Origin of the sequence: Acidovorax sp. 107 (genome assembly GCF_003058055.1) — a bacterium.
Taxonomy (GTDB): Bacteria; Pseudomonadota; Gammaproteobacteria; order Burkholderiales; family Burkholderiaceae_C; genus Acidovorax.
Genome location: NZ_QBTZ01000001.1, coordinates 831446 through 853763, shown reverse-complemented (window position 1 = coordinate 853763; position 22318 = coordinate 831446). Strand labels below are relative to the sequence as shown.

Below are 22318 nucleotides of genomic sequence, written 5' to 3'. Positions count from 1 at the left end.
AATCGCGGTCTTCCTTTTGCCCACGCCACGGCGTTTTTATCTGCATGCCAGCCCCTCTCGACACCTCGCGCAAGCCCAACGCCACCAAGGCCGACAAGGAGCTGCTGTTCAAGGGCGTGACCCTGGCGCTTATCGGCCTGGTCATCTTGCTGGCACCCTATGTGGCTCGCTCCACCAGCGTGCGCGACCTCATGAGCCAGGTGTCGCTGGTGGGCTGGTTTGCACTGGTGCTGGGCATTGCGTTTGGCGTGCAGTACGGCCTGCGCCGCGCCAAGGCGGGGCGCCGTCAGCCATGAGCTTGCACGAGGTGACGGCTCCGCCACAGGTGGTGGACGGCGCCACAGCGCAAGCCACGTTCACGGCGCTGCGGCTGCGCGCAGCCGCTGCGGGCATCACGCTGCGCAACCCGCCGCCCGAGCCCACCACCTGCTGCGGGCGCGGCTGCAACGGCTGTGTGTGGGAGGGGTTTCTGAGCGCCGCCGAATACTGGCGGCAAGAGGCCTTGCTGCAGCTGCAAGACTGACTTTGCAGCGTTTTTGGCTGGTAGTGCTAGTGCGTCATGCGCTAGCAGCTACCAAATTTATAGCAAATTAATCCACCCCTCTGGTGGCGCCACCCGGCCAGGCGCTCAGCCCAGCTGCTCCACCGCCATGTATTGCTCGCGCCATTCCTCGAAGGGCAGCGTGTCTGCCGCCTCGATGGCCTTTTGCGCGGCAATCGACTCGTCGGCCATCGCCAGGTAGCGCGCCTGCTGCTCGGTCGTCCAGGGCAGCGCCAGCAGCGCGTCGCGGGCGGCCACGGACTGCTCGCGCGCAAAGGCTTCAAAGCTGTGCTGGTGCTTGCGCGCCATGCTGTCCAACACGCGGGCCGAGGGCGTGCGCTCGGGCGCAGCCATCAGTGCACGGGCATCGCGCAGCGCAGCGCTGTAGTCGTCGGTGCCGTGGGTGGCGTCCAGCGCAGCAGCCAATGGCTCGCAGGCGGCCAGCACCTCGGCACCCCATTCGGTCAGCGGCACGCTCTGACCGTTGCGCGTGAGAAGCAGGCCGCTCTCGCGGCCGCGCTCGGCGGTGAGGTGCTGGTTGTGCTTGAGCTCGGCAATCTCGGCCGGCGTGTCGGGCGGGCTGTCGGACAGCAGGCAGTGCAGTAAAAACACGTCCAGCAGGCGCATGGTGGGCGCGGTGATGCCCACGGGCACGAACGGGTCCAGGTCCATGAGGCGCACTTCGACGTATTCGACCCCGCGTTCGCGCAGCGCGTGCAGCGGGCGCTCGCCGGTCCGCACGGTGCGCTTGGGGCGGATGGTGCCGTAGAACTCGTTTTCAATCTGCAGCAGGCTGGTGCCCAGCTGGTTGTAGTCGCCACCCGGGTTGCGCACGCCCACGGTCTCATACGCAGGGTACGGCTTGGTCAGCGCCTCGTGCAGCGAGTTGGCGTAGCCCGTCAGGCCGTTGTAGCTCACGGCCAGCGTGGCCTGTGCGTCGCTCTGGTAGCCCAGGCGGCCCATGCGCAGCGAGGTGGCATGGGGCAGGTACAGCGCACTGCCCCCCTCCATGCGTTGCAGGCCGTGCTCGCGCCCTTCCACAAAACAGGGGCACAGCGCGGGGGACGCGCCAAACAGGTACAGCAGCACAAACGCGTGGCGGCGGAAGTTGCGGATCAGCGCGAAATACTGCTCGCTGTCCACGCCCGGCAGCGACCAGTTGTAGTGAATGCCCGAGATGGTCTGCATGCGGCGGCCATAGCGGTGGCCCAGGCCCATGCGGTACACGCTCTTGGCGCGGCCCACGTTGGAGCTGCCGTAGCGGCCAATGGGAATCGTCTCGTCCGTGGGCAGGCCGCAGGGCATGCTGGACGCCCAGAGCAACTCGCCGCCGTGGTTCTTCAGGGTGTGGTGCACGAACTGGTGCACCTCGGTCAGCTCGTCCAGGCACTGCTGCACACCCTTGTGGGCGCCGGTGATCAGTTCCAGCTGCGACTCGCTGTAGTCCGTGGTGATCAGGGGGTGTGTGAGGGCCGAGCCCAGCGCCAGCGGGTGGGGCGTGAGGGCCAGGCCGCCGGTGGGCAGCACACGCAGCCCTTCCTTTTCGATGCCGCGGCGAATCCCCCCCAGGGCGTGCGCCGGGTAGGCGGCCAGTCTCTCGTGCAGTTTGTTCATGTGTTTATATCGATCCAACTTCTGTCGGCCCGGAACTTAGCACGTTGAGCGCTGGCGCGCCCACGGGGGTGTCAAGCCCTTGCGGCCAAAGCCTTTCCAACTTCGTTGGTTCCTTGCGCTGCGCCACTTTGTGGTACTTGCTCGCCCGCACGGTCGGTCACCTCGGCCAGGCGGGCTGCCAGTTGCTCGGGCACATCGGCGCCAATCCCCAGGTGGATGCCCTGTGTGAGCGTGATGTGGGCCGCTTCAAACGTGCCCGCACCGGCACACAAAATGGTGCGCGTGGGCGCGCTTTCGTGCGCCAGCACCAGCATGGCGGGCACCACGGCCTCGGGCTTGAGGGCGTCCAGCACCTCCTGGGGCATCAGGCCCTCGGTCATGCGCGTGGCGGCCGTGGGGGCCAGGGCGTTCGCATGGATGTTGTACTTGGCGCCTTCGATGGCCAGGGTCTGCATCAGCCCCACCTGGGCCAGCTTGGCGGCGCCGTAGTTGGCCTGGCCAAAGTTGCCATACAGGCCGGTGGACGAGGTCGTCATGACGATGCGGCCATATTGCTGGGCCACCATGTGCGGCCACACGGCCTTGCAGCAGTTGGCCGCGCCCATCAGGTGCACATCCACCACCAGACGGAAGTCGGCCATGTCCATCTTGGCAAATGATTTGTCGCGCAGGATGCCGGCGTTGTTGACCAAGATGTCCACCCTGCCCCAGGCGTCGATGGCCTGCTGCACCATGGCCTCGACGGCCGCAAAGTCGGTAACCGATGCACCGTTGGCCAGCGCCTCGCCGCCTGCGGCGCGGATCTCGTCGACCACAGCCTGCGCGGCCGTCACCGTGCCGCCGCTGCCGTCCACCGCGCCGCCCAGGTCATTGACCAGCACCTTGGCGCCGCGCTTGGCCAGCGCCAGTGCATGCTGGCGGCCCAGGCCACCGCCTGCACCCGTCACGATGGCCACGCGGCCCTTGAATTCGATATCCATCCCAGGTTCTCCTGTTGCTTGTTCGTTGGTTGAAAGCGGGCAGCGCGTGCGCGCCGCGCGTGGCAAGCACTGTAAGCCACGCGACGCGCTGGGGCGGTTGCGCAGGCGACTCAACGATCCATTGCACTGGGCGCTGCCCCTGACACCAGCGCGGCCCGGGCCAGCCAACGCCGTGCCGCAAGGGCGCGATGCAGTCGCTCAGCGGGTTATTACTGCGTCATGCAGCGTCATAGTTCACGGGCTGGCTGTAGCGCGGGTCGCGGTGCCAGTCCCAGTAGGTCTGCACCAGCTGGCGTACCACCGGGCCTACGGTGCCGCGGCCCACCGGTTGCCCATCCACCCGCGTCACAGGCAACACGCCGCCACCCGATGTGGACAGGAACACCTCGCGCGCGCCGCGCAGTTCTGCAGCCGGCAAGGCCCGGTCCTGCAGCGGCAGGCCCAATGCTGCCGCCATCTCAATGACAGTGCGCCGGGTAATCCCCTCCAGCACGCCTTCGGCCGGCGTGACGATGCAGCCCTGTGCATTCACGCAAAAGACGTTGAACCCCGGCCCCTCCACCACGTTGCCCGCCCCGTCGCTGAGCACCACGGTGTCCCCGCCTGCGTCCAGCGCGCCCAGCAACCCCATGGTGAGATCGTTCCAGTGGTAATTTTTGGCACGCGGGTCCACGCTGTTGGCAGGAATGCGCTGCACATCACTCACCACCAGGTTCAGCCCGCGTTCGCGCTGCGCCTCGTTGGCGATCCACACATAGGGCACGGCAAACGCATAGAACTGGTTCTGGGCCTGGCGCGGGTCGCGCGAGCCCCAGGGCGGCTGGCCCCTGGTGACGATCATCTCCACGTACGCATTGCGCAGGCCCGACAGGCGCACGCATTGCTCCAGCACGGCGGTGATCTCGGCCGCGGACCGTCCGGGGTCCAGGCGAAAACGTGCGCAGCTGGCCAAGAACCGCTCCAGGTGCGCATCGAGCCGAAAGAACGCCCCCTCCCACACCGTGACCACGTCGTAGGTGGCGTCGGACCGCAGAAAGCCCCAGTCGGTGATGGGAATGGCGGCCTCGCCAATGGGGACGTATTGGCCGCGCACGCAAGCGACTCCTTGGGAATAATCGGGTAAGGTGCTCATGCCCACATTCTGGCGGGGGCGGCGGTGGACGCAATGCCCCCGTATCAACGCTCCCTATCTGATAGCTGCCCGCGCTTTCCCATCAAGCGCCTCAAGGCATTTTTACAAAGGATCTCCCATGAAAGCAGTCTGGAACGACGTGGTGGTTGCCGAGAGCGACGACACCGTGGTGGTAGAGGGCAATCACTACTTCCCCGAAAGCTCGCTCCAACGTGAGTTCTTTACCTTCAGCAACCACAAGACCACCTGCGCGTGGAAGGGCCAGGCGAGCTACCTGTCGCTGCTGGTCAACGGCGAGATGAACACCGACGCCGCCTGGTTCTATGCCGACCCCAAGCCCGAGGCCGCCGAGATCAAGGGCCGCGTCGCGTTCTGGAAGGGTGTGAAGGTCACGGCCTGAACGGACGGGGCGGAGGCTCCGCGCGCGCTGCCGGGGCACCCCGCCGGGTTATCCCTGCCCGCACTGGACAATCATGTGGATAAGTTTTGGCAAGTCCTGTATGACATCGCCAAGTGCTTGATTTGCAAGGAAACACCCTGCATTGCCTCAATTTTAGGCAACTCACAAAACAGAGACCCCGGTTATCCCAGCACGCACTGGACAATGGTGTGGATAACCTTGGATAAGCCTTGTATTGCACGCCTAAGTGGTTGATTTTCAATGGATATCCTTGTGGCGCACAAAAAACAGGCAATCACGTGAGCCCTTCTGCTGCTCTGCGTCCACACCCCACAGAGCGCACCAAAACCCCCGGTTATCCCTGCCTGCACTGGACAATCTTGTGGATAACTGTGAACAAGCCTTGTATGACGGTCTTAAGTCATTGATTTACAAGGACACTTCTTGTCTCGCTGAAAAAACAGGCAATGCGGACGGGTAAAGCGTCTGCGGTACAGTCCACGGCGGCGGCCTGATGCTTGCTCCTGATTTCATAGCTGCCAGCGCATGTTTTATCTGCGCTTGCGGCCAAAAATTCCCAAAACTCCGTGTCCACACCCCTCCTTCAGCACAGCCCCGCCGCCGAGCGCAACCAGGGCCCCATCCGGGCCCAGCTGCTGACCCTCTTGCCTCACGCAGGCGCTGCGCTGGAGATCGCCAGTGGCACCGGCCAGCACGCCGCGCACTTTGCAGCCGCCCTGCCCGGCTGGACCTGGCAGCCCACCGACCTGCAGGACACCCACTTTGGCTCGATCACCGGCTGGGCGGCGCAGGCGGGTGCCCACAACGTGCAAGCGCCACGGCGGCTGGACGTCCTGCACGACCGCTGGCCCAGCGACGGCCCGGCATTTGGTGCAGCGTCGTTGGACCTCATCTACTGCGCCAACATGCTGCACATCGCCCCCTGGGCCTGCTGCACGGGGCTGATGCAGGGCGCGGCGCGGCACCTGGCACCGGGCGGCCGCTTGGTCACCTACGGGCCCTACCTGGAAGACGGCGTGCCCACCGCCCCGGGCAACCTGGCCTTTGACGCCAGCCTGCGCGCGCAAGACGCCGCCTGGGGCATTCGCCGCATCGAAGACGTGGCCGCTGTGGCTGCCCAGGCCGGCTTGCAACTGGCCGCGCGGCACGCCATGCCCGCCAACAACCTGCTGCTGGTGTGGACCCACGCCGCCCGCAACCTCTGAATTGACACCCCCATGAGCACACCCACCGCCGCCCCCTTCTTCATCGCCAAGGTCGAGCCCGAGGGCGCCCAGTGCGACGCCTGGCCCGAGCAGCCGCTGCTGCTGTCCCTGGAGCAAGGCGGCATCGACTGGCCCAGCTCCTGTCGCAATGGCACCTGCCGCACCTGCCTGGGCCAACTGGTCGAAGGCACCGTGCGCTACGCCATTGAATGGCCGGGCCTCACGGCCGAAGAAAAGGAAGAAGGCTGCGTGCTGCCCTGCGTGGCCTACCCCACGTCGGACGTGGTGCTGCAGGGCAGCGCCATCTGATCTGCGTCAGGCGAGGCACCTTTCAGAAGCCAAGCAGGCCCCGGTGCACTAAAATCCGGGGCTTTGGGGGCACGATGCCCCTTTGACGTGCGGCAGCGCCGCATCGCATGTTCTTTGGGGCGGTTTCTTGGGGGCACAGCCGTTGCCCCCGGCCACGGGGACCTGTGCTGCAGCACACCGCCAGCTGGCAAGCCGCCAGAGGCTCCACAGAAAGCCCCAACCTTCCATGAACACCCCCCTCACCCCTGTGCCGATCTCGCCCGTCGAGGACATCGTGGCCGAGATGCGCGCCGGGCGCATCGTCATCCTGGTGGATGAAGAAGACCGCGAAAACGAAGGCGACCTCGTCCTGGCCGCCGACCACGTGACGCCCGAGGCCATCAACTTCATGGCCCGCTTCGGCCGGGGCCTAATCTGCCTGACGCTCACGCGCGAGCGCTGCGAGTTCCTCAAGCTGCCGCCCATGGCTGCGCGCAATGGCACCGTGTACAGCACCGCCTTCACCGTTTCCATCGAAGCTGCTGAGGGCGTGACCACCGGCATCTCGGCCGCTGACCGCGCCCGCACCGTGCAGGTGGCTGTGGACCGCAGCAGCCAGCCCACCGACCTGGTGCAGCCTGGCCACATCTTCCCCCTGCAGGCCGTGGATGGCGGCGTGCTGATGCGCGCGGGCCATACCGAAGCCGGTTGCGACCTGGCCGCCATGGCGGGCTGCAGCCCCGCCTCGGTGATCTGCGAGATCATGAAGGACGACGGCACCATGGCCCGTCTGCCCGATCTGCAGCTGTTTGCGGCCGAACACGGCATCAAGATCGGCACCATTGCCGACCTCATCGAATACCGCAGCCGCAACGAGTCGCTGGTCGAAAAGGTGGGCACACGCACGCTGCAAACTGCCTACGGCGAGTTCACCGCCCACGCGTTCCGCGACAAGCCGAGCCAGGCCGTGCACCTGGCGCTGGTCAAGGGCCAGTGGAGCGCCGACGACGTGGTGCCGGTGCGCGTGCACGAGCCGCTGTCGGTGCTCGATGCGCTCGAAATCAACCGCTCCATGCACTCGTGGGGCCTGGACACCAGCCTGCAATACCTCGCCAAACAAGGCAAGGGCGTGGCCGTGCTGCTCAACTGCGGCGAAAGCGCCGCACAACTGCTGGCGCAGTTTGAAGGCACCGCCCGCTCCGCCCAGGCGCCCGAGCGCGGCCGCATGGACCTGCGCACCTACGGCGTGGGCGCGCAGATCCTGCGCGAGTGCGGCGTGCACAAGATGGCCCTGATGGGCCAGCCGCGCCGCATGCCCAGCATGACCGGCTACGGCCTCGAAATCACCGGCTTCATCCCCAAAGAATAAAGACAGGAACAGGATCACTATGTTTGGCGCAGACAAAGGCACCGCAGACAAACTGGACGGCAAGAAGCTGCACATCGGCATCGTGCAGGCCCGTTTCAACGAGAGCATCACCAACACCCTGGCCGCTGCCTGCCGCGCAGAGCTGCTGGCCCTGGGCGTGCAAGAAAAGCACATCAAGCATGTGCTGGTGCCCGGCGCACTCGAAGTGCCCGTGGCCCTGCAGGCCATGGCCGAGAGCGATGAATACGACGCGCTGATCGCGCTGGGCTGCATCATCCGCGGCGAGACCTACCACTTCGAGCTGGTGGCCAACGAATCCGGCGCGGGCGTCACGCGCCTGTCGCTGGACTACCAGATCCCGATTGCCAACGCGATCATCACCACCGAGAACATGGAACAGGCCATCGCCCGCCAGACCGAAAAGGGTGTGGACGCGGCCCGCGTGGCGGTGGAAATGGCCAACCTGCTGGACGAACTGTCATGAGCGAAAACACCCCCACGCCATCGTCGGCACGCCCGCCCAAGCAGAGCCGCACCGGCCTCAAGAGCACCGGCACACGCAAGGCAGCCGCCAAGTCCAACCGCAGTCGCGCGCGCGAGTTTGCGTTGCAGGCGCTGTACCAGCACCTGGTGGGCGGCAACGACGCGGCGGCCATCGACGCGTTCACCCGCGACCTGGCGGGCTTTCACAAGGCAGACTCGGCGCACTACGACGCACTGCTGCATGGCTGCATCGAGCACGCGGCCAGCATGGACGCACTGATCACCCCGCTGCTGGACCGCAAGATGGCGGAGATCTCGCCCATCGAGCGCGCCACCATGTGGATCGGCGTGTACGAGTTCCAGAACTGCCTGGATGTGCCCTGGCGCGTCGTGCTCAACGAGTGCATTGAACTCGCCAAGGAGTTTGGTGGCACGGACGGGCACAAGTACGTGAACGCCGTGCTCAACGGTCTGGCCCCCAAGCTGCGCGCTGTGGAAGTGGCCGCCGACAAGGCCGCAGGCGCGGGCGCCGCCTGACGTTGCCCCAGCCCCGCCGTTGTGGCCGGGGCTGCTTCGCTTCCTTATCTTTTCGCGCCCCCGCGACCGCACGCCCGCTCTGGGCAGGATGCCATTGCCATGAAGTTTTCCTCGCGCGCCGAGCGCATTGAACCGTTTTATGTGATGGAGGTCGCCAAGGCCGCGCAGGCCCTGGCCCGCGAGGTGGCGGGCACGCGCGAACCGATGATCTTCTTGAACATCGGCGAGCCCGACTTCACCGCCCCACCCCTGGTGCAGGAAGCCGCCGCCCGCGCCGTGCACAACGGCGCCACGCAGTACACCAACGCGCTGGGCCTCGATGCGCTGCGCGAGCGCATCAGCGGCTGGTACCAGAGCCGCTTTGGCGTCAACGTGCCCGCGCGCCGCATTGTGGTCACAGCAGGCGCATCGGCCGCGCTGCAGCTGGCGTGCCTGGCGCTCATCGAGTCGGGCGACGAAATTTTGATGCCTGACCCCAGCTACCCCTGCAACCGCCACTTTGTGAGCGCTGCCGAGGGCAAGGCCGTGCTGCTGCCCACCACGGCGGCCGAGCGCTACCAGCTGAGCGCCGACAAGGTGCGTGCGGCGTGGAATGAAAAAACGCGTGGCGTGCTGCTGGCCTCGCCGTCCAACCCCACCGGCACCTCGATTGCGCCCAGCGAGCTGCGTCGCATCCACGACGTGGTGCGGTCGCACGACGGCATCACCATGATCGATGAGATCTACCTGGGTCTGTCGTACGAGGAAGAGTTTGGCCACACCGCACTCGCCATCGACGACAACATCATCAGCATCAACAGCTTCAGCAAGTACTTCAATATGACCGGCTGGCGCCTGGGCTGGATGGTGGTGCCCGACGCGATGGTGCCCGTGGTGGAGCGCCTGGCGCAGAACCTGTTCATCTGTGCCAGCACCGTGTCCCAGCACGCGGCGCTGGCCTGCTTCGAGGCCGAGAGCATTGCCGAATACGAACGCCGCCGCGCCGAGTTCAAGGCGCGGCGGGACTTCTTCATCCCCGCGCTGCAGTCGCTGGGCCTGAATGTGCCCGTGATGCCCGATGGTGCCTTCTACGCGTGGGCCGACTGCACGCAGGCTGCACAACGCCTGGGCGTGACCGGCAGCTGGGACTTTGCGTTTGAGCTGATGCGCCGCGCCCACATCGCCGTGACGCCAGGGCGCGACTTTGGTACGGCCGAGCCCGAGCGCTTCATCCGCTTCTCGACCGCCAACTCCATGGCGCAATTGCAGGAGTCCGTGGAGCGGCTGCGCAAGCTGCTTGGATGACGAAGGCGAGCGAACCCACGATGGCGTTTGAATTTCCGATCCGGATTTACTGGGAGGACACCGATGCAGGCGGCATCGTGTTCTACGCCAACTACCTCAAGTTCTTCGAGCGCGCGCGCACCGAATGGCTGCGCTCGTTGGGCGTGGGTCAGCAGCTTCTTCGGGAACAAACCGGCGGCATGTTTGTCGTAACCGACGCGCAGCTGCGCTACCACCGCCCCGCACGGCTGGACGATGAACTGATTGTTACTGCCACTCTGCAGAGCAGTGGCCGCGCATCGTTGACAATAGTGCAGCAGGCGCTCCTGAAACCAGAGCAGATGACCGACCAGCCCCCCACCTTGCTGACCGAAGGCACCATCCGCATCGGATGGGTTGACGCAGCGACGATGCGCCCCGCCAGAATTCCAAGCACCCTCCTGGAACAACTCACACCATGAATTCCCAAAACATGTCCATCATCTCCCTGGTGCTGCACGCCAGCTGGGTGGTGCAACTCGTGATGCTGCTGCTGCTGGGCGTGTCGGTGGCCAGCTGGGCCGCCATCTTCCGCAAGCTGTTTGCCCTGAAGCGCGTGAAGACATTGAACGAAGACTTCGAGCGCGAGTTCTGGTCGGGCACCAGCCTGAACGACCTGTATGCAGCGGCCGCCCAAAACGCCAAGCAGGCCGGCCCCATGGAGCGCATTTTTGCCAGCGGCATGCGCGAGTACCAGAAGCTGCGTGAACGCCGCATCACCGACCCCGGCACCCTGCTGGACGGCGCTCGCCGCGCGATGCGCGCAAGCTTCCAGCGCGAGATGGATGTGGTCGAGTCCAGCCTGTCCTTCCTGGCGTCGGTCGGCTCGGTGTCTCCGTATGTGGGCCTGTTCGGCACCGTGTGGGGCATCATGCACGCCTTCACCGGCTTTGCCGGCATGGAGCAAGTCACGCTGGCCACGGTGGCCCCGGGCATTGCCGAGGCGCTGGTCGCCACCGCCATCGGCCTGTTCTCGGCCATCCCCGCAGTGATCGCCTACAACCGCTTTGCACGCGACATCGACCGCGTGGCCACGCACCAGGAGACCTTCATCGAAGAGTTCTCCAACATCCTGCAGCGAAACCTGGGCGCACAGCCCGCGTCCACGGGCCACACGGCCTCGGGCCACTGATCCGGGAGGCGCCCCATGCCCGCCATGGCATCCCGCGGCCGAGGCCGCCGCACCATCAACGAGATCAACATGGTCCCGTTCATCGACGTCATGCTGGTGCTGCTCATCATCTTCATGGTGACGGCGCCCATGCTCACCCCCGGCGTGGTCGATGTGCCCAGCGTGGGCAAGAGCAAGAACATGCCCAAGGTGGTGGCCCAGGTCATCGTCAACAAGGACGGCACGCTGCAGTTCAAGACCCCCGAAGCCACGCGCAGCCTGAACCAGCGCGAGATCGGCGACGCCGCCAGCCGCTGGCAAAAAGGCCAGGGGCCCGAGAGCGCCGTGGTCATCAGTGCCGACAAGGGCGTGCAGTACGAAACCGTGGTGAAGGCGATGGACGCCCTGCAAAAGGCAGGCGTGCAACGCGTCGGCCTGTCGGTCAAGCAAGGCGGTTGAACCGAACCCGCCCGGCACCGCTCAGACGCCCATGCACGCCCACACCGACCGCGACCAGTTTGCCCCGCCCCGCCCACCGGCGCGCCTGCGTGCCATCACGCTGGCGGTGCTGGTGCACGCGGTGCTGATCGGCGCGCTGACCTGGGGCGTGAACTGGAAGAACACGGCCGACCAGCCCGCCGTAGAAGCCGAGCTGTGGGCCGCCGTGCCCACACTAGCAGCGCCACGCGCCGTGGAGCCCCCACCGCCGCCCCCTCCTCCTCCCGTGCAGCAGGTCACCCCGCCTGCCCCACCACCCCCGCCCGTGCGGGCCGCGGAGCCGCCGGACACCCGCGAGGCGGACATTGCCATCGAGCGTGAGAAGAAGCGCCTGGAACAGGAAAAGAAGGCCCGCGAACAACAGCAGTTGCGCGAAAAACGCGAGCGTGATCGCAAGGAAGAAGAACGCCGCGACCGCCTGGAGCAGGAGAAAAAGGAGCGCCTGCAAAAAGAGCGGGACAAGGAAAAGGAACAGCGCGAAAAGCAGCTTGCCGAACAGAAGAAGGCCGAGCAGGACAAGCAGAAGAAGCTGGCCGAAGACAAGCGCAAGGCCGACGAAGCCTCCAAGCGCAAGGCAGAAGCCGAGGCCAAGCATCTGGCCGAACAGCGCGAGGCGAACCTGCGCCGCATCCAGGGCCTGGCCGGGGCCACGGGGGGCGAGAACGCCACAGGCACGGCCCTGCGCAGCGCAGGCCCCTCGGGCAGCTACGGCGGCAAGGTGGCGGCGAAGGTCAAGCCCAACATCGTGTACCCCGACGCGATCTCGGGCAACCCGCGTGCCGAGGTCGAGGTGCGCCTGTCGCCCGACGGCACCATCGTGGGCAAGCGCCTAGTGCAGTCCAGCGGCAACAAGGCCTGGGACGACGCCGTGCTGCGGGCCCTGGACAAGACCGAAACGTTGCCGCGCGATGTGGACGGTCGCGTGCCGCCTTCGCTGACCATCGGCTTCCGGCCCCAGGACTGAGCGGGACGCCGCGCTCTGGAAGGGCTTGCCCTTCTGCAGCGAGCCCACGCTCCGTCCCAGTGCGCGGCCACGCTCCACGCATCGGCAGCGCTTTCGAGGGCGTCTGAGGCCCGTAGTCATTGGCACGGGCACTGGAATGAGCCGGGCCTTGTGAGCCGCCAAAAAGCAAAGCGCCCGGCAGAACCGGGCGCTTTTTTTTGGTCTTTTACGCCTGTAGCGCTAGTGGAACATGCGCTACAAGCTATACATTCAATAGCAGATCACCGATGTAACTCAGCGGTCGCGCCGCTCCATGCGGCGGTTCAGGTTCAGCGCGCCCAGCGTGCAGGCCACACCCGACAGCAGGTACACCGTCACCGCCAGCAGACCGAACTGCGACGACAGATACAGGGCCACCAACGGTGCAAACGCAGCGCCAATGATCCAGGCCAGGTCGGCCGACAAGGCCGCACCGGTGTAGCGGTACTGGGGCGAGAAATTGGCCGTGACCGTGCCCGATGCCTGGCCGTACGACAGGCCCAGCAGCACAAAGCCGAGCAGCAGGAACATGGTGCTGCCCACTTCGCCCGTGTTGAGCAGCACAGGCGCCATGAAGCTGAACACGCCAATCAGCACGGCCATGCCGCCCAGCAGCTTGCGGCGGCCCAGGTGGTCCGACAGCCAGCCCGACACCATGATGGCGCCAGCGGCCAGGAAGGCGCCCACGATCTGCACGCCCAGGATCTGGGTGACGGGCTGGTCGGAGTACAGCGTGATCCACGACAGCGGGAACACCGTGACCAGGTGGAACAGCGCAAAGCTGGCCAGCGCCGCAAAAGCCCCCAGCAGCACGTTGCTGCCTTCGTCACGCATAACGCGGCTCACGGGCACGGGCTGCAGCTCGCGGTCCTTGAGCAGTTCGGAGTAAGACTGCCCCACCACCAAGCGCAGGCGCGCGAACAGGGCCACCACGTTCACGGCGAAGGCCACAAAAAACGGATAGCGCCAGCCCCAGGCCAGAAACTCTTGCACCGTCAGGCTGCTGTACAGGTAGGCAAACAGGCCCGCAGCCAGAACAAAGCCCAGCGGCGCGCCCAGCTGGCCAATCATGGCGTACCAGCCCCGGCGCTCCTTGGGGGCCGACATGGCCAGCAGCGACGGCAGGCCGTCCCACGAGCCGCCCAGCGCCAGGCCCTGGCCCACACGCAGGATCAGCAACGCCACGATGGCTGTAGTGCCCACATCCTTGTAGCCCGGCAAAAAGGCCATGCCCACGGTGCAGACGCCCAGCACGAACAGCGCAATGGTCAGCTTGGTGCCCCGCCCCCAGCGCCGCTGGATGGCCATGGAGATGGCTGTACCCACCGGACGGACCACGAAGGCCACGGCCAGCAGCGCGAAGGCCATCAGCGTGCCGTCCAGGCGGGACAGGAAGGGAAACAGGAAGGACGGGAAGACGAGAACGCAGGCGATCCCGAAAACGAAGAAGTCGAAATACTCGGACGAGCGCCCGATGATCACGCCCACAGCGATTTCGCTGGGGGTGACGTCTTCATGCGTATCAGCCCGCGAGAGAGAGGCGGCGCTTTCGTGAAAACCGGCCGCAGGATAGGTGGCAGTGGCGGGGCTGCTCATGAACATGGCTCCTTGACGTTGTGTAGCTAACTGACGGGGTGAGACCACCTCGTTCTACACGCAACTTCTGCCGCCCACAAGTGCGCTTTCACTATGCCAGGGGCTGGAAATGTCATGGAAACCGCAATTTGCACCAAATTGGTGCAAATTTTGCGAATTGGGTTGACCTTGGACAAAATGTCCAATCGACAAAAAAGCTAGCGCTAGTACATTCGCACGCATCCCGTTATCCGCGTTTACCCGAAACAAACGCACTGATCGCGCTCTTCACATGCTCAAACTTCCCCAACTTCGTGGGCCCACCTGGCTGCTCGCTCTGTCGGCCCTGGGCAGCCTGGCAGGCTGCAGCAAGGCTGTCGTGCTCAACCCCGCCGGCGACATCGCTGCCCAGCAAGGGCAGATGGTCATCACCGCCACGCTGCTGATGCTCATCATCATCGTGCCAGTCATCGCGCTGACGCTGCTGTTTGCCTGGAAATACCGCCAGGGCAACACCGAGGCCGAGTACGACCCCGAATGGCACCACTCCACGACGCTGGAGCTGGTGATCTGGACCGTGCCCTTGCTGATCATCATCGCGCTGGGCGCCATCACCTGGATCGGGACCCACAAGCTCGACCCCTACCGGCCTCTCGACCGCATCGACGCGCAGCGCGCCGTGCCCGCCGATGTGAAGCCGCTCGAAGTGCAGGTGGTGGCCATGGACTGGAAGTGGCTGTTCTTCTACCCCGAGCAAGGCATTGCCACGGTGAATGAAGTGGCGGCCCCGGTGGACCGCCCCATCCTGTTCAAGCTGACGGCCACGTCCACCATGAACGCGTTTTACGTGCCCGACCTCGCCGGCATGATCTACGCCATGCCCGGCATGCAGACCGAGCTGAACGCGGTGATCAACAAGCCCGGCGTGTTCAAGGGCATGTCGTCGCACTACAGCGGCGCGGGCTTCTCGGGCATGACGTTCAAGTTCCATGGCCTGAGCAACGAGGACTTTGCCCAGTGGGTGAAAAAGGCCAAGACCGAAGGCAAGCCCCTGGACAAGGGCACCTACCTGAACCTGGTGAAGCCCAGCGAACGCGACCCGGTGCAGCGCTTTGCCTCGGTGGAGGAAGGCCTGTACGACAAGGTGCTCAACCGCTGCGTCGAAGACGGAAAGATGTGCATGCACCACATGATGGCGATTGATGCCCAGGGCGGCGACGCCTACATGCGCGCTGCGGGGCTGAACCTGCCCCAGGACGTCTGCACCGTGCAAAACGCCGCCCAGGTGGTGGCTGCACTCGAAACCCGCAATGCGCCGGCTCCCACTTCCGGCACCAGCATCCGCCAATGAGTCTCCCTATGACCTCTGAAACCCTTTCTCCATCCCATTGGGCGCTGGGCCGCCTGAGCTGGGACACCGTACCGATGGCGCACGAACCCATCGTGTTGTGGACCTTCATTGCCGTGGTCCTGGGCGGCATCGCCGTCATGGCGGGCATCACCAAGTTCCGCCTGTGGGGCCCGCTGTGGCGCGACTGGATCTGCAGCATCGACCACAAGAAGATCGGGATCATGTACATGATCCTGGGCCTGGTGATGCTGCTGCGCGGCTTTGCTGACGCGGTGATGATGCGCCTCCAACAGGCCATGGCCTTTGGCGACAACATGGGGTACCTGCCGCCGCACCACTACGACCAGATCTTCACCGCCCACGGCGTGATCATGATCTTCTTCGTGGCAATGCCGCTGGTCACAGGGCTGATGAACTACCTGGTGCCGCTGCAGATCGGCGCGCGCGACGTGTCCTTCCCGTTCCTGAACAACTTCAGCTTCTGGATGACCACGGCCGGTGCCGTGCTGGTGATGGTGTCGCTGTTCCTGGGCGAGTTCTCCACTTCCGGCTGGCTGGCGCTGTCCAACCTGGGGGCGCAGAGCCCGAGCACCGGCCTGGACTACTACATCTGGGCACTGCAGATTGCCGGGGTGGGCACCACGCTTTCGGGCATCAACCTGATCGTGACCATCATCAAGATGCGCGCGCCAGGCATGAGCCTGATGAAGATGCCTGTGTTCACCTGGACCGCCCTGTGCACCAACGCACTGATCGTGGCTTCGTTCCCCGTGCTCACGGCCGCACTGGTGCTGATGTCGCTGGACCGCTATGTCGGCACCAACTTCTTCACCAATGAGCTGGGCGGCAACCCCATGCTCTACGTGAACCTGATCTGGATCTGGGGCCACCCTGAGGTGTACATCCTGGTGCTGCCCGCCTTCGGTGTGTTCTCTGAAGTGGTCGCCACCTTCAGCAAGAAGCGCCTGTTTGGCTACACCTCCATGGTGTACGCCACGGTGTGTATCACCATCCTGTCGTATCTGGTGTGGCTGCACCACTTCTTCACCATGGGCTCGGGTGCGAGCGTGAACACCTTCTTCGGTATCACGACGATGATCATCTCGATCCCGACGGGCGCGAAGATCTTCAACTGGCTGTTCACCATGTACAAGGGCCGCATCCGCTATGAGCTACCCATGATGTGGACCGTGGCCTTCATGGTGACGTTCGCCATTGGCGGCATGACGGGCGTGCTGCTGGCCGTGCCCCCCGCCGACTTCGTGCTGCACAACAGCCTGTTCCTGATTGCCCACTTCCACAACGTGATCATCGGCGGCGTGGTGTTTGCCATGTTTGCCGGTATCAACTACTGGTTCCCCAAGGCGTTTGGCTACAAGCTGGACCGCACCTGGGGCGTGCGCTCCTTCTGGCTGTGGCTGGTGGGCTTCTGGGTGGCGTTCACGCCGCTGTATGTGCTGGGCCTGATGGGTGTCACCCGCCGTGCCAACCACTTCGAAGACCAGTCGCTGCAGATCTGGTTCGTGATCGCTGCCATTGGCGCGGCCATGATTGCCGCCGGCATTGGCTGCTTCCTGATCCAGCTGGTGGTCAGCTACCTCAAGCGCGAACAACTGCGCGACTGGACGGGTGACCCCTGGGACGGCCGCACGCTGGAGTGGGCCACCTCGTCGCCCCCGCCCGACTACAACTTTGCATTCACGCCGGTGGTGCACGAGATCGATGCCTGGTGGGACATGAAGAAGCACGGCTACAAGCGTCCTCTGGCGGGCTTCCAGCCCATCCACATGCCGGCCAACACCGGCGCTGGCGTGGTCATCTCGGGGCTGTCGTTGGTGTTCGGCTTTGCGCTGATCTGGCACATGTGGCTGCTGGCGGGCGTGTCGTTTGCCGCGCTGCTGCTGGCCGCCATCGTCCACACGTTCAACTACAAGCGTGACTTCTACATCCCGGCGTCCGACGTGATCTCCACCGAAGAAGCCCGCACACTCCAACTGGCCCGCCATGTCTGATATCCGCATCCACGCTGGCGCCGCAGCAGGCGCCCTGGCCCCGCGCGAGTACCACCTCGCGCACGAGCCCCATCCTGAAAACGGCACGGCCCTGGGCTTCTGGCTGTACCTGATGAGCGACTGCCTCATCTTTGCAGCGCTGTTCGCCACCTACGGCGTGCTGGGCCGCAGCTATGCGGCAGGCCCCACGGGCGCGCAGCTGTTTGACCTGCCCCTGGTGGCCCTCAACACGGCCTTCCTGCTGCTGTCGTCCATCACCTTTGGCTTTGCCATGCTGCGCAAGCAGCTGGGCGACGTGAAGGGTACGCTGCTGTGGCTGGCGGTGACAGGCCTGTTTGGCCTGTGCTTCCTGGGGCTGGAGCTGTATGAGTTCTCGCACCTGCTGCACGAGGGCGCTGGCCCACAACGCAGTGCCTTCCTGTCGGCGTTCTTCACACTGGTGGGCACCCACGGCCTGCACGTCACTTTCGGCCTGATCTGGCTGGTGGTGCTGATGATCCAGATTGGCAAGCATGGCCTGATCCCCGAGAACAACCGCCGCCTGATGTGCCTGTCCATGTTCTGGCACTTCTTGGACGTGGTCTGGATCGGCGTTTTCACCTTTGTGTACCTGATGGGGGTGCTGTAAATGAGCGCACAACACGCAACGCACGCGCACGATGCGCATGGACACGACGATCACCACCACGACACAGGCCCGCACAGCACCTTCTCCGGCTACATGATCGGGTTTGTGCTGTCCATCATTCTCACCGCCATTCCCTTCTGGCTGGTGATGACCAAGGTGATTGCCGACCGCAACACCGCCGTGCTGGTGCTGGGCGGCTTCGCCGTGATCCAGATCCTGGTGCACATGGTGTTCTTCCTGCACATGAACGGCAAGATCGAAGGGGGCTGGACGCTGCTGTCCACCATCTTCACCGTGGTGTTTGTGGCCATTGCCATCGCAGGCACCCTGTGGGTGATGTTCCACATGAACGCCAACATGATGCCGGAGCACCCCACGCCCACGCCACCCACGCACGAGGCGCCCGGACACTCCACGCCCTGATGGACGCAGCCCCCACCACCATGGCACTGCCGCGCCGGGGCTTGCGCCGCGCAGTCCTGCTGGTGCTGGGCATGGCCCTGTTCCTGGGCTTTGTGTCGCTGGGCACCTGGCAGGTCCAGCGCCGCACCTGGAAGCTGGACCTCATCGAAAGGGTGGACCAACGGGTACACGCCGCACCGGTCGCCCTGCCCCCCGTGGCGCAATGGCCCGGCATCAGTGCCGCACAGCATGAGTACCTTCCAGTGGTCTTTGAGGGCCGCTGGCTGCCAGGCAAGACGGTGCTGACGCAGGCCGTCACCGAGCTGGGCGCGGGGTTCTGGGTGATGACGGCCCTGGAACGGGATGACGGCACCCAGGTGCTGGTGAACCGGGGTTTTGTGCCCCAGGAGCAACGCGCCCAATGGCTGGAGGCGTCGCCCCCCGTCGATGGCCCGGCCACCGTCCAGGGGTTGTTGCGCATGACCGAGCCAGGCGGCGGCTTTCTGCGCACCAACGACCCGGCGCAGCAGCGCTGGTACTCGCGCGATGTGGCTGCCATCAGCCGCACGCTGGATCTGCCCCGGGCCGCTCCGTTTTTTGTGGACGCCGGGCTTCCAGGTGCAACGGCGCCTTCTTCAGCAGCGCCCAGCTGGCCCCGCGCAGGCTTGACCGTCATACGGTTTCACAACAGCCACCTGGTGTACGCCCTGACCTGGTATGGTCTTGCGCTCATGGTGGTCGTCGCCGGCTGGTATGTGGCACGCTATGAGCGCCGCCTGGGCCCACGGGCCGCCAGCCGCCTACCGCCCCACGATGAACACCCTCCCTCCACGCCCTGACCCTGCGCTGGCCACCGTGCCGCGCAATGCACGCTCCGCCGATGCGGCTGCCGGTATCAAGAACCTCCAGCAACTGATCGAGCTGCGGTGGATTGCGGTGGTGGGCCAGGTGTTCACCATCGAGATGGCGCACTACAGCCTGGGCTTGAAACTACCGCTGCAGGAGATGCTGCTCGTCGTCGGCTGCCTGGCGGTTTTCAACGTGGTGAGCCTGCTGCGCCTGCGTACGGGCCGGGCGGTGCGCAACGTCGAGCTGTTCCTGGCGCTGCTGATTGATGTGGCGGTGCTCACGGTGCAGCTGTACCTGAGCGGCGGCACCAGCAACCCGTTTGTGTTCCTGTACCTGCTGCAGATCACGCTCGGCGCCGTGCTGCTGCGCGGTGCCTACATCTGGTCCATTGTGATCATCACCATCCTGTGCTTTGCGGCGCTGGCAGACCACCACCTGCCACTGGCCCTGCCGCAGGACCTGCACCAAGGCCTGTCGAGCCTGTATGTGCTCGGGCTGCTGGTGTGCTTTGTGCTCAACGCGATGCTGGTGATGGTGTTCATTACCCGCATCCACCGCAACCTGCGCGAGCGTGATGCCCGCCTGGCTGCAGCGCGGCGTCGCCGCGTCGAGGAAGAGCACATCGTGCGCATGGGACTGCTGGCGTCCGGCGCCGCTCACGAGCTGGGTACCCCGCTGTCCACCCTGGCGGTCATCCTGGGCGACTGGCAGCACGACAAACGACTGGCCAGCAACGCCGCGCTCAAGGAAGACATTGCCGAGATGCAAACGCAGGTGCAGCGATGCAAGAGCATCGTGAGCGGGATCCTGCTGTCGGCGGGTGAAACGCGCGGCGAGGCGTCGGTGCAGACGACCGTGCGCACGTTTGTGGATGCGCTGGCGCAGGAATGGCGCAGCACCCGCACGATCCCCCAGTTTGACTACCTCAATGACTTTGGCGCCGACACGCCCATGGTGTCGGACACCACCCTCAAGCAGATGGTTTTCAATGTGCTGGACAATGCACGCGACGCCTCGCCAGGCTGGGTTCAGCTGTCAGTCACGCGCAATGCAGACGCCTTGTGCATGACCGTGACCGATGCCGGCCCCGGCTTTGCACCCGACATGTTGTCCAAGCTGGGCACCCCCTACCAGTCCTCCAAAAACCGCCCTGGCGGTGGTCTGGGCCTGTACCTGGTGCTGAATGTGGCCCGTACCCTGGGCGGCAGCGTGGAGGCGCGCAACCGGCCCGAAGGCGGCGCGCAGGTGACCATCGAATTGCCCTTGGCCTCGATTGCGCTGCCCCCGAAGGTATGAATGAACGAAAGAACCCACCGTGGACACTGAAGAAGCGCAACGACAGCTGCTGATCGTCGAAGACGACGAAGCCTTTGCGCGCACGCTGGCCCGCTCGTTTGAACGCCGCGGCTACAGCGTTTTGCAGGCCGCGAGCCTTGCCGACGTGGAGGTGTTGCTGGAGCAGCACCAGCCCGGCTATGCGGTGGTGGACCTCAAGCTCAAGGGCGAGGCCTCTGGCCTGGCCTGCGTGCAGACGCTGCACGCTGCGGACGACGAGATGCTGATCGTTGTGCTCACGGGCTTTGCAAGCATTGCCACCGCCGTGGAAGCGGTGAAACTGGGCGCCTGCCACTATCTCGCCAAGCCCTCCAACACTGACGACATCGAAGCTGCATTTGGCCTCAAGGAAGGCAATGCCGAGGTGGAGCTGACCAACCGCTCCAGCTCCATCAAGACGCTGGAATGGGAACGCATCAACGAGGTGCTGGCGGAAACAGGCTTCAACCTGTCAGAGGCAGCTCGGCGCCTAGGCATGCACCGTCGCACCCTCACGCGCAAGCTCGAAAAGAAGCAGGTGCGCTAGCGCCGGGGTCGGTCACACGCCCATTCGCTCCTGTCAGCACAAGCGCGAAGCCCATGTCGGCGCAGCCGCAACTGCACCGCCCTCACGCGTTCGGGTTGGCTCCGTGGCGAGTGCTCAAGCCGCCTCCGGCACCGCCTTCAGCATCTGCCGCTCGAAAGCGCGCAAGCGCTTGTAGATCGAGATCTGCTCCACCACCGTGCTCCAGTTCAGCACCAGAAACTGGAAGGACTCCAGCACCTTGTCAAAGGCCCGCGCAATCTGTTGCATCACGCCCAAAGTGATCACGCCTGCAATCAGCGTGGGGCCCAACGCCACCAGGGGCACCAGCACACTCACCTGCAGGTAGGACCACTTCACCACATCGAAATACAGGTAGTGAAAGAACAGACGGAAGTAGTTGCGGCGCACGCCCGCGAACAGCTCGGCCGCCGTGGGTGGAGAGGCCCGGTTCGGGTCATCCTCGCCCAGCACCAGTTCCTTGCGGTACGCCGCCTCCACGCGCTGGTTGTGAAACTCCAGCCCCGGCAGCTTCACCCCCACACAGGCCAGCAGCAGCGTACCCCCCAATGACCAGGCCAGTGCGACCCAGACCAGGGAATGCGGCACGGCGCCAATCAAGGGCAGCGCAGTGACTTTGTCGGACAACGTCCAGAGCACAGGCAAAAAGGCCCCGAGCGTCATGAGACTGCGCATAAAGCTCAGGCCCAGGTCCTCCATGGTGCGGGCGAAACGCATGGTGTCTTCCTGCACGCGCTGTGCCGCGCCCTCGATGTGCCGCAGGCGCGGCCAGGCCGCCATGTAGTGCTCATTCATCGCCTGGCGCCAGCGAAAGATGTAGTGCTTGCTGAAAAAATCCACCAGCACCGCCGTCGTCACGTAGATCATGGCAATGCGCGCAAAGGTCGAAAGCTGCCCCCAGAACTGTTCAGCGGTGATGCTGCCGGGCTTGCCCAGAGCCTCCTGGATCAGATCATAGAAGCTGCCGAACCAGTCGTTGATCTGCACGTCTAGCTGAACACGGTAGGCCGTGGCCAACAGGATGACGATGGAACCCAAGAGGGACCAGGTCCACCAGCGGCGGGCGAAGAAAAAGGACTTGAACATCGTGGGGTCGCGTTGGAATGGTTGTGCGGACTCTGAGCACCGCGCGAAGTGAACGTTCCGCGAAAGGCGTCGT

General features: G+C 65.0%; 25 protein-coding genes. 20 read left to right on the top strand and 5 right to left on the bottom strand.

Annotated elements, in window-relative coordinates:
• The first annotated feature begins 44 nt into the window (after positions 1 to 44).
• Positions 45 to 296, top strand: a complete 252-nt coding sequence (locus C8C99_RS04010; protein WP_056642417.1) for a hypothetical protein — start codon at positions 45 to 47, stop codon at positions 294 to 296.
• Complete coding sequence (locus tag C8C99_RS04005; RefSeq protein ID WP_056642419.1) at positions 293 to 523, top strand: oxidoreductase-like domain-containing protein; 231 nt, start codon at positions 293 to 295, stop codon at positions 521 to 523. The genes C8C99_RS04010 and C8C99_RS04005 overlap by 4 nt, the downstream gene beginning before the upstream one ends.
• 105 nt (positions 524 to 628) lie before the next feature.
• Here C8C99_RS04005 and gshA read toward each other — a convergent pair whose 3' ends face one another.
• The 3 genes from gshA to C8C99_RS03990 form a co-directional block, all read right to left on the bottom strand.
• Positions 629 to 2155: a glutamate--cysteine ligase gene (gene gshA, locus C8C99_RS04000; protein ID WP_056642422.1), complete on the bottom strand. Its 1527-nt coding sequence runs from the start codon at positions 2153 to 2155 to the stop codon at positions 629 to 631.
• 71 nt (positions 2156 to 2226) lie between these two features.
• Complete coding sequence (locus tag C8C99_RS03995; RefSeq protein WP_056642426.1) at positions 2227 to 3135, bottom strand: SDR family oxidoreductase; 909 nt, start codon at positions 3133 to 3135, stop codon at positions 2227 to 2229.
• A gap of 217 nt (positions 3136 to 3352) precedes the next feature.
• Positions 3353 to 4267 carry an aminotransferase class IV gene (locus C8C99_RS03990; protein ID WP_056642428.1) on the bottom strand — a complete coding sequence of 305 codons (915 nt, stop codon included), beginning with the start codon at positions 4265 to 4267 and terminating at the stop codon, positions 3353 to 3355.
• A gap of 118 nt (positions 4268 to 4385) precedes the next feature.
• Here C8C99_RS03990 and C8C99_RS03985 point away from each other — a divergent pair, with 118 nt between their 5' ends.
• The 11 genes from C8C99_RS03985 (at position 4386) to tolA (ending at position 12445) form a co-directional block, all read left to right on the top strand.
• The gene (locus tag C8C99_RS03985; RefSeq protein WP_056642431.1) at positions 4386 to 4667 is read left to right on the top strand and encodes a DUF427 domain-containing protein; all 282 of its coding nucleotides are present in this window, start codon (positions 4386 to 4388) and stop codon (positions 4665 to 4667) included.
• A gap of 587 nt (positions 4668 to 5254) precedes the next feature.
• A complete protein-coding gene (locus C8C99_RS03980; RefSeq protein WP_056642433.1) occupies positions 5255 to 5893 on the top strand; it encodes a DUF938 domain-containing protein in 639 nt (212 codons plus the stop codon).
• 12 nt (positions 5894 to 5905) lie between these two features.
• On the top strand, positions 5906 to 6202 hold the full coding sequence (locus tag C8C99_RS03975) for a 2Fe-2S iron-sulfur cluster-binding protein (RefSeq protein WP_056642436.1): 297 nt from the start codon (positions 5906 to 5908) through the stop codon (positions 6200 to 6202).
• Between the two features lie 226 nt (positions 6203 to 6428).
• On the top strand, positions 6429 to 7550 hold the full coding sequence (ribBA, locus tag C8C99_RS03970; RefSeq protein WP_108625018.1) for a bifunctional 3,4-dihydroxy-2-butanone-4-phosphate synthase/GTP cyclohydrolase II: 1122 nt from the start codon (positions 6429 to 6431) through the stop codon (positions 7548 to 7550).
• A 19-nt stretch (positions 7551 to 7569) separates the two neighbouring features.
• Positions 7570 to 8034 carry a 6,7-dimethyl-8-ribityllumazine synthase gene (gene ribH, locus C8C99_RS03965; protein ID WP_015015031.1) on the top strand — a complete coding sequence of 155 codons (465 nt, stop codon included), beginning with the start codon at positions 7570 to 7572 and terminating at the stop codon, positions 8032 to 8034.
• Positions 8031 to 8570, top strand: a complete 540-nt coding sequence (gene nusB / locus C8C99_RS03960; protein WP_108625017.1) for a transcription antitermination factor NusB — start codon at positions 8031 to 8033, stop codon at positions 8568 to 8570. The genes ribH and nusB overlap by 4 nt, the downstream gene beginning before the upstream one ends.
• Positions 8571 to 8669: 99 nt before the next feature.
• A complete protein-coding gene (locus C8C99_RS03955) occupies positions 8670 to 9854 on the top strand; it encodes a pyridoxal phosphate-dependent aminotransferase (RefSeq protein ID WP_108625016.1) in 1185 nt (394 codons plus the stop codon).
• A gap of 20 nt (positions 9855 to 9874) precedes the next feature.
• Positions 9875 to 10294, top strand: coding sequence for a tol-pal system-associated acyl-CoA thioesterase (ybgC, locus tag C8C99_RS03950; RefSeq protein WP_108627033.1), 420 nt, complete (start codon positions 9875 to 9877; stop codon positions 10292 to 10294).
• Entirely contained in the window at positions 10291 to 11004 is a 714-nt protein-coding gene (tolQ, locus tag C8C99_RS03945; protein WP_015015035.1) for a protein TolQ, read from the top strand. The genes ybgC and tolQ overlap by 4 nt, the downstream gene beginning before the upstream one ends.
• A 15-nt stretch (positions 11005 to 11019) precedes the next feature.
• Positions 11020 to 11442: an ExbD/TolR family protein gene (locus C8C99_RS03940; RefSeq protein WP_056064849.1), complete on the top strand. Its 423-nt coding sequence runs from the start codon at positions 11020 to 11022 to the stop codon at positions 11440 to 11442.
• A gap of 31 nt (positions 11443 to 11473) precedes the next feature.
• Positions 11474 to 12445 (top strand): cell envelope integrity protein TolA, encoded by a 972-nt coding sequence (gene tolA, locus C8C99_RS03935; protein WP_108625015.1) that lies wholly within the window; start codon positions 11474 to 11476, stop codon positions 12443 to 12445.
• A gap of 273 nt (positions 12446 to 12718) precedes the next feature.
• On the opposite strand, the gene C8C99_RS03930 is transcribed toward tolA, so the two are convergent.
• A complete protein-coding gene (locus C8C99_RS03930) occupies positions 12719 to 14059 on the bottom strand; it encodes an MFS transporter (RefSeq protein ID WP_056065185.1) in 1341 nt (446 codons plus the stop codon).
• A gap of 271 nt (positions 14060 to 14330) precedes the next feature.
• Here C8C99_RS03930 and cyoA point away from each other — a divergent pair, with 271 nt between their 5' ends.
• From cyoA to C8C99_RS03895, 7 genes are read left to right on the top strand one after another with little or no spacing between them, the layout of a single operon-like run.
• Positions 14331 to 15389 (top strand): ubiquinol oxidase subunit II, encoded by a 1059-nt coding sequence (gene cyoA / locus C8C99_RS03925; protein WP_108625014.1) that lies wholly within the window; start codon positions 14331 to 14333, stop codon positions 15387 to 15389.
• An 8-nt stretch (positions 15390 to 15397) separates the two neighbouring features.
• Positions 15398 to 17401, top strand: coding sequence for a cytochrome o ubiquinol oxidase subunit I (gene cyoB / locus C8C99_RS03920; RefSeq protein ID WP_108625013.1), 2004 nt, complete (start codon positions 15398 to 15400; stop codon positions 17399 to 17401).
• Entirely contained in the window at positions 17394 to 18029 is a 636-nt protein-coding gene (gene cyoC / locus C8C99_RS03915; protein ID WP_056642462.1) for a cytochrome o ubiquinol oxidase subunit III, read from the top strand. The genes cyoB and cyoC overlap by 8 nt, the downstream gene beginning before the upstream one ends.
• Positions 18030 to 18452, top strand: a complete 423-nt coding sequence (gene cyoD, locus C8C99_RS03910) for a cytochrome o ubiquinol oxidase subunit IV (protein WP_108625012.1) — start codon at positions 18030 to 18032, stop codon at positions 18450 to 18452.
• Positions 18452 to 19270 carry an SURF1 family protein gene (locus C8C99_RS03905; protein WP_108625011.1) on the top strand — a complete coding sequence of 273 codons (819 nt, stop codon included), beginning with the start codon at positions 18452 to 18454 and terminating at the stop codon, positions 19268 to 19270. The genes cyoD and C8C99_RS03905 overlap by 1 nt, the downstream gene beginning before the upstream one ends.
• On the top strand, positions 19245 to 20576 hold the full coding sequence (locus C8C99_RS03900) for an ATP-binding protein (RefSeq protein WP_108627032.1): 1332 nt from the start codon (positions 19245 to 19247) through the stop codon (positions 20574 to 20576). The genes C8C99_RS03905 and C8C99_RS03900 overlap by 26 nt, the downstream gene beginning before the upstream one ends.
• 19 nt (positions 20577 to 20595) lie before the next feature.
• Positions 20596 to 21141 carry a response regulator transcription factor gene (locus C8C99_RS03895; protein WP_056064872.1) on the top strand — a complete coding sequence of 182 codons (546 nt, stop codon included), beginning with the start codon at positions 20596 to 20598 and terminating at the stop codon, positions 21139 to 21141.
• Positions 21142 to 21255: 114 nt separating this feature from the next.
• Here C8C99_RS03895 and sbmA read toward each other — a convergent pair whose 3' ends face one another.
• Positions 21256 to 22245: a peptide antibiotic transporter SbmA gene (gene sbmA / locus C8C99_RS03890; RefSeq protein ID WP_056642473.1), complete on the bottom strand. Its 990-nt coding sequence runs from the start codon at positions 22243 to 22245 to the stop codon at positions 21256 to 21258.
• Positions 22246 to 22318 lie beyond the last annotated feature (73 nt).

Excerpts from the sequence above, each read along its gene's own strand:
- C8C99_RS04010 (WP_056642417.1), top strand. The coding sequence starts at position 45 with ATGCCAGCCCCTCTCGACACCTCGCGCAAGCCCAACGCCACCAAGGCC.
- C8C99_RS04005 (WP_056642419.1), top strand. The coding sequence starts at position 293 with ATGAGCTTGCACGAGGTGACGGCTCCGCCACAGGTGGTGGACGGCGCC.
- gshA (WP_056642422.1), bottom strand. The coding sequence starts at position 2,155 with ATGAACAAACTGCACGAGAGACTGGCCGCCTACCCGGCGCACGCCCTG.
- C8C99_RS03995 (WP_056642426.1), bottom strand. The coding sequence starts at position 3,135 with ATGGATATCGAATTCAAGGGCCGCGTGGCCATCGTGACGGGTGCAGGC.
- C8C99_RS03990 (WP_056642428.1), bottom strand. The coding sequence starts at position 4,267 with ATGAGCACCTTACCCGATTATTCCCAAGGAGTCGCTTGCGTGCGCGGC.
- C8C99_RS03985 (WP_056642431.1), top strand. The coding sequence starts at position 4,386 with ATGAAAGCAGTCTGGAACGACGTGGTGGTTGCCGAGAGCGACGACACC.
- C8C99_RS03975 (WP_056642436.1), top strand. The coding sequence starts at position 5,906 with ATGAGCACACCCACCGCCGCCCCCTTCTTCATCGCCAAGGTCGAGCCC.
- ribBA (WP_108625018.1), top strand. The coding sequence starts at position 6,429 with ATGAACACCCCCCTCACCCCTGTGCCGATCTCGCCCGTCGAGGACATC.
- ribH (WP_015015031.1), top strand. The coding sequence starts at position 7,570 with ATGTTTGGCGCAGACAAAGGCACCGCAGACAAACTGGACGGCAAGAAG.
- nusB (WP_108625017.1), top strand. The coding sequence starts at position 8,031 with ATGAGCGAAAACACCCCCACGCCATCGTCGGCACGCCCGCCCAAGCAG.
- C8C99_RS03955 (WP_108625016.1), top strand. The coding sequence starts at position 8,670 with ATGAAGTTTTCCTCGCGCGCCGAGCGCATTGAACCGTTTTATGTGATG.
- ybgC (WP_108627033.1), top strand. The coding sequence starts at position 9,875 with ATGGCGTTTGAATTTCCGATCCGGATTTACTGGGAGGACACCGATGCA.
- tolQ (WP_015015035.1), top strand. The coding sequence starts at position 10,291 with ATGAATTCCCAAAACATGTCCATCATCTCCCTGGTGCTGCACGCCAGC.
- C8C99_RS03940 (WP_056064849.1), top strand. The coding sequence starts at position 11,020 with ATGCCCGCCATGGCATCCCGCGGCCGAGGCCGCCGCACCATCAACGAG.
- tolA (WP_108625015.1), top strand. The coding sequence starts at position 11,474 with ATGCACGCCCACACCGACCGCGACCAGTTTGCCCCGCCCCGCCCACCG.
- C8C99_RS03930 (WP_056065185.1), bottom strand. The coding sequence starts at position 14,059 with ATGAGCAGCCCCGCCACTGCCACCTATCCTGCGGCCGGTTTTCACGAA.
- cyoA (WP_108625014.1), top strand. The coding sequence starts at position 14,331 with ATGCTCAAACTTCCCCAACTTCGTGGGCCCACCTGGCTGCTCGCTCTG.
- cyoB (WP_108625013.1), top strand. The coding sequence starts at position 15,398 with ATGACCTCTGAAACCCTTTCTCCATCCCATTGGGCGCTGGGCCGCCTG.
- cyoC (WP_056642462.1), top strand. The coding sequence starts at position 17,394 with ATGTCTGATATCCGCATCCACGCTGGCGCCGCAGCAGGCGCCCTGGCC.
- cyoD (WP_108625012.1), top strand. The coding sequence starts at position 18,030 with ATGAGCGCACAACACGCAACGCACGCGCACGATGCGCATGGACACGAC.
- C8C99_RS03905 (WP_108625011.1), top strand. The coding sequence starts at position 18,452 with ATGGACGCAGCCCCCACCACCATGGCACTGCCGCGCCGGGGCTTGCGC.
- C8C99_RS03900 (WP_108627032.1), top strand. The coding sequence starts at position 19,245 with ATGAACACCCTCCCTCCACGCCCTGACCCTGCGCTGGCCACCGTGCCG.
- sbmA (WP_056642473.1), bottom strand. The coding sequence starts at position 22,245 with ATGTTCAAGTCCTTTTTCTTCGCCCGCCGCTGGTGGACCTGGTCCCTC.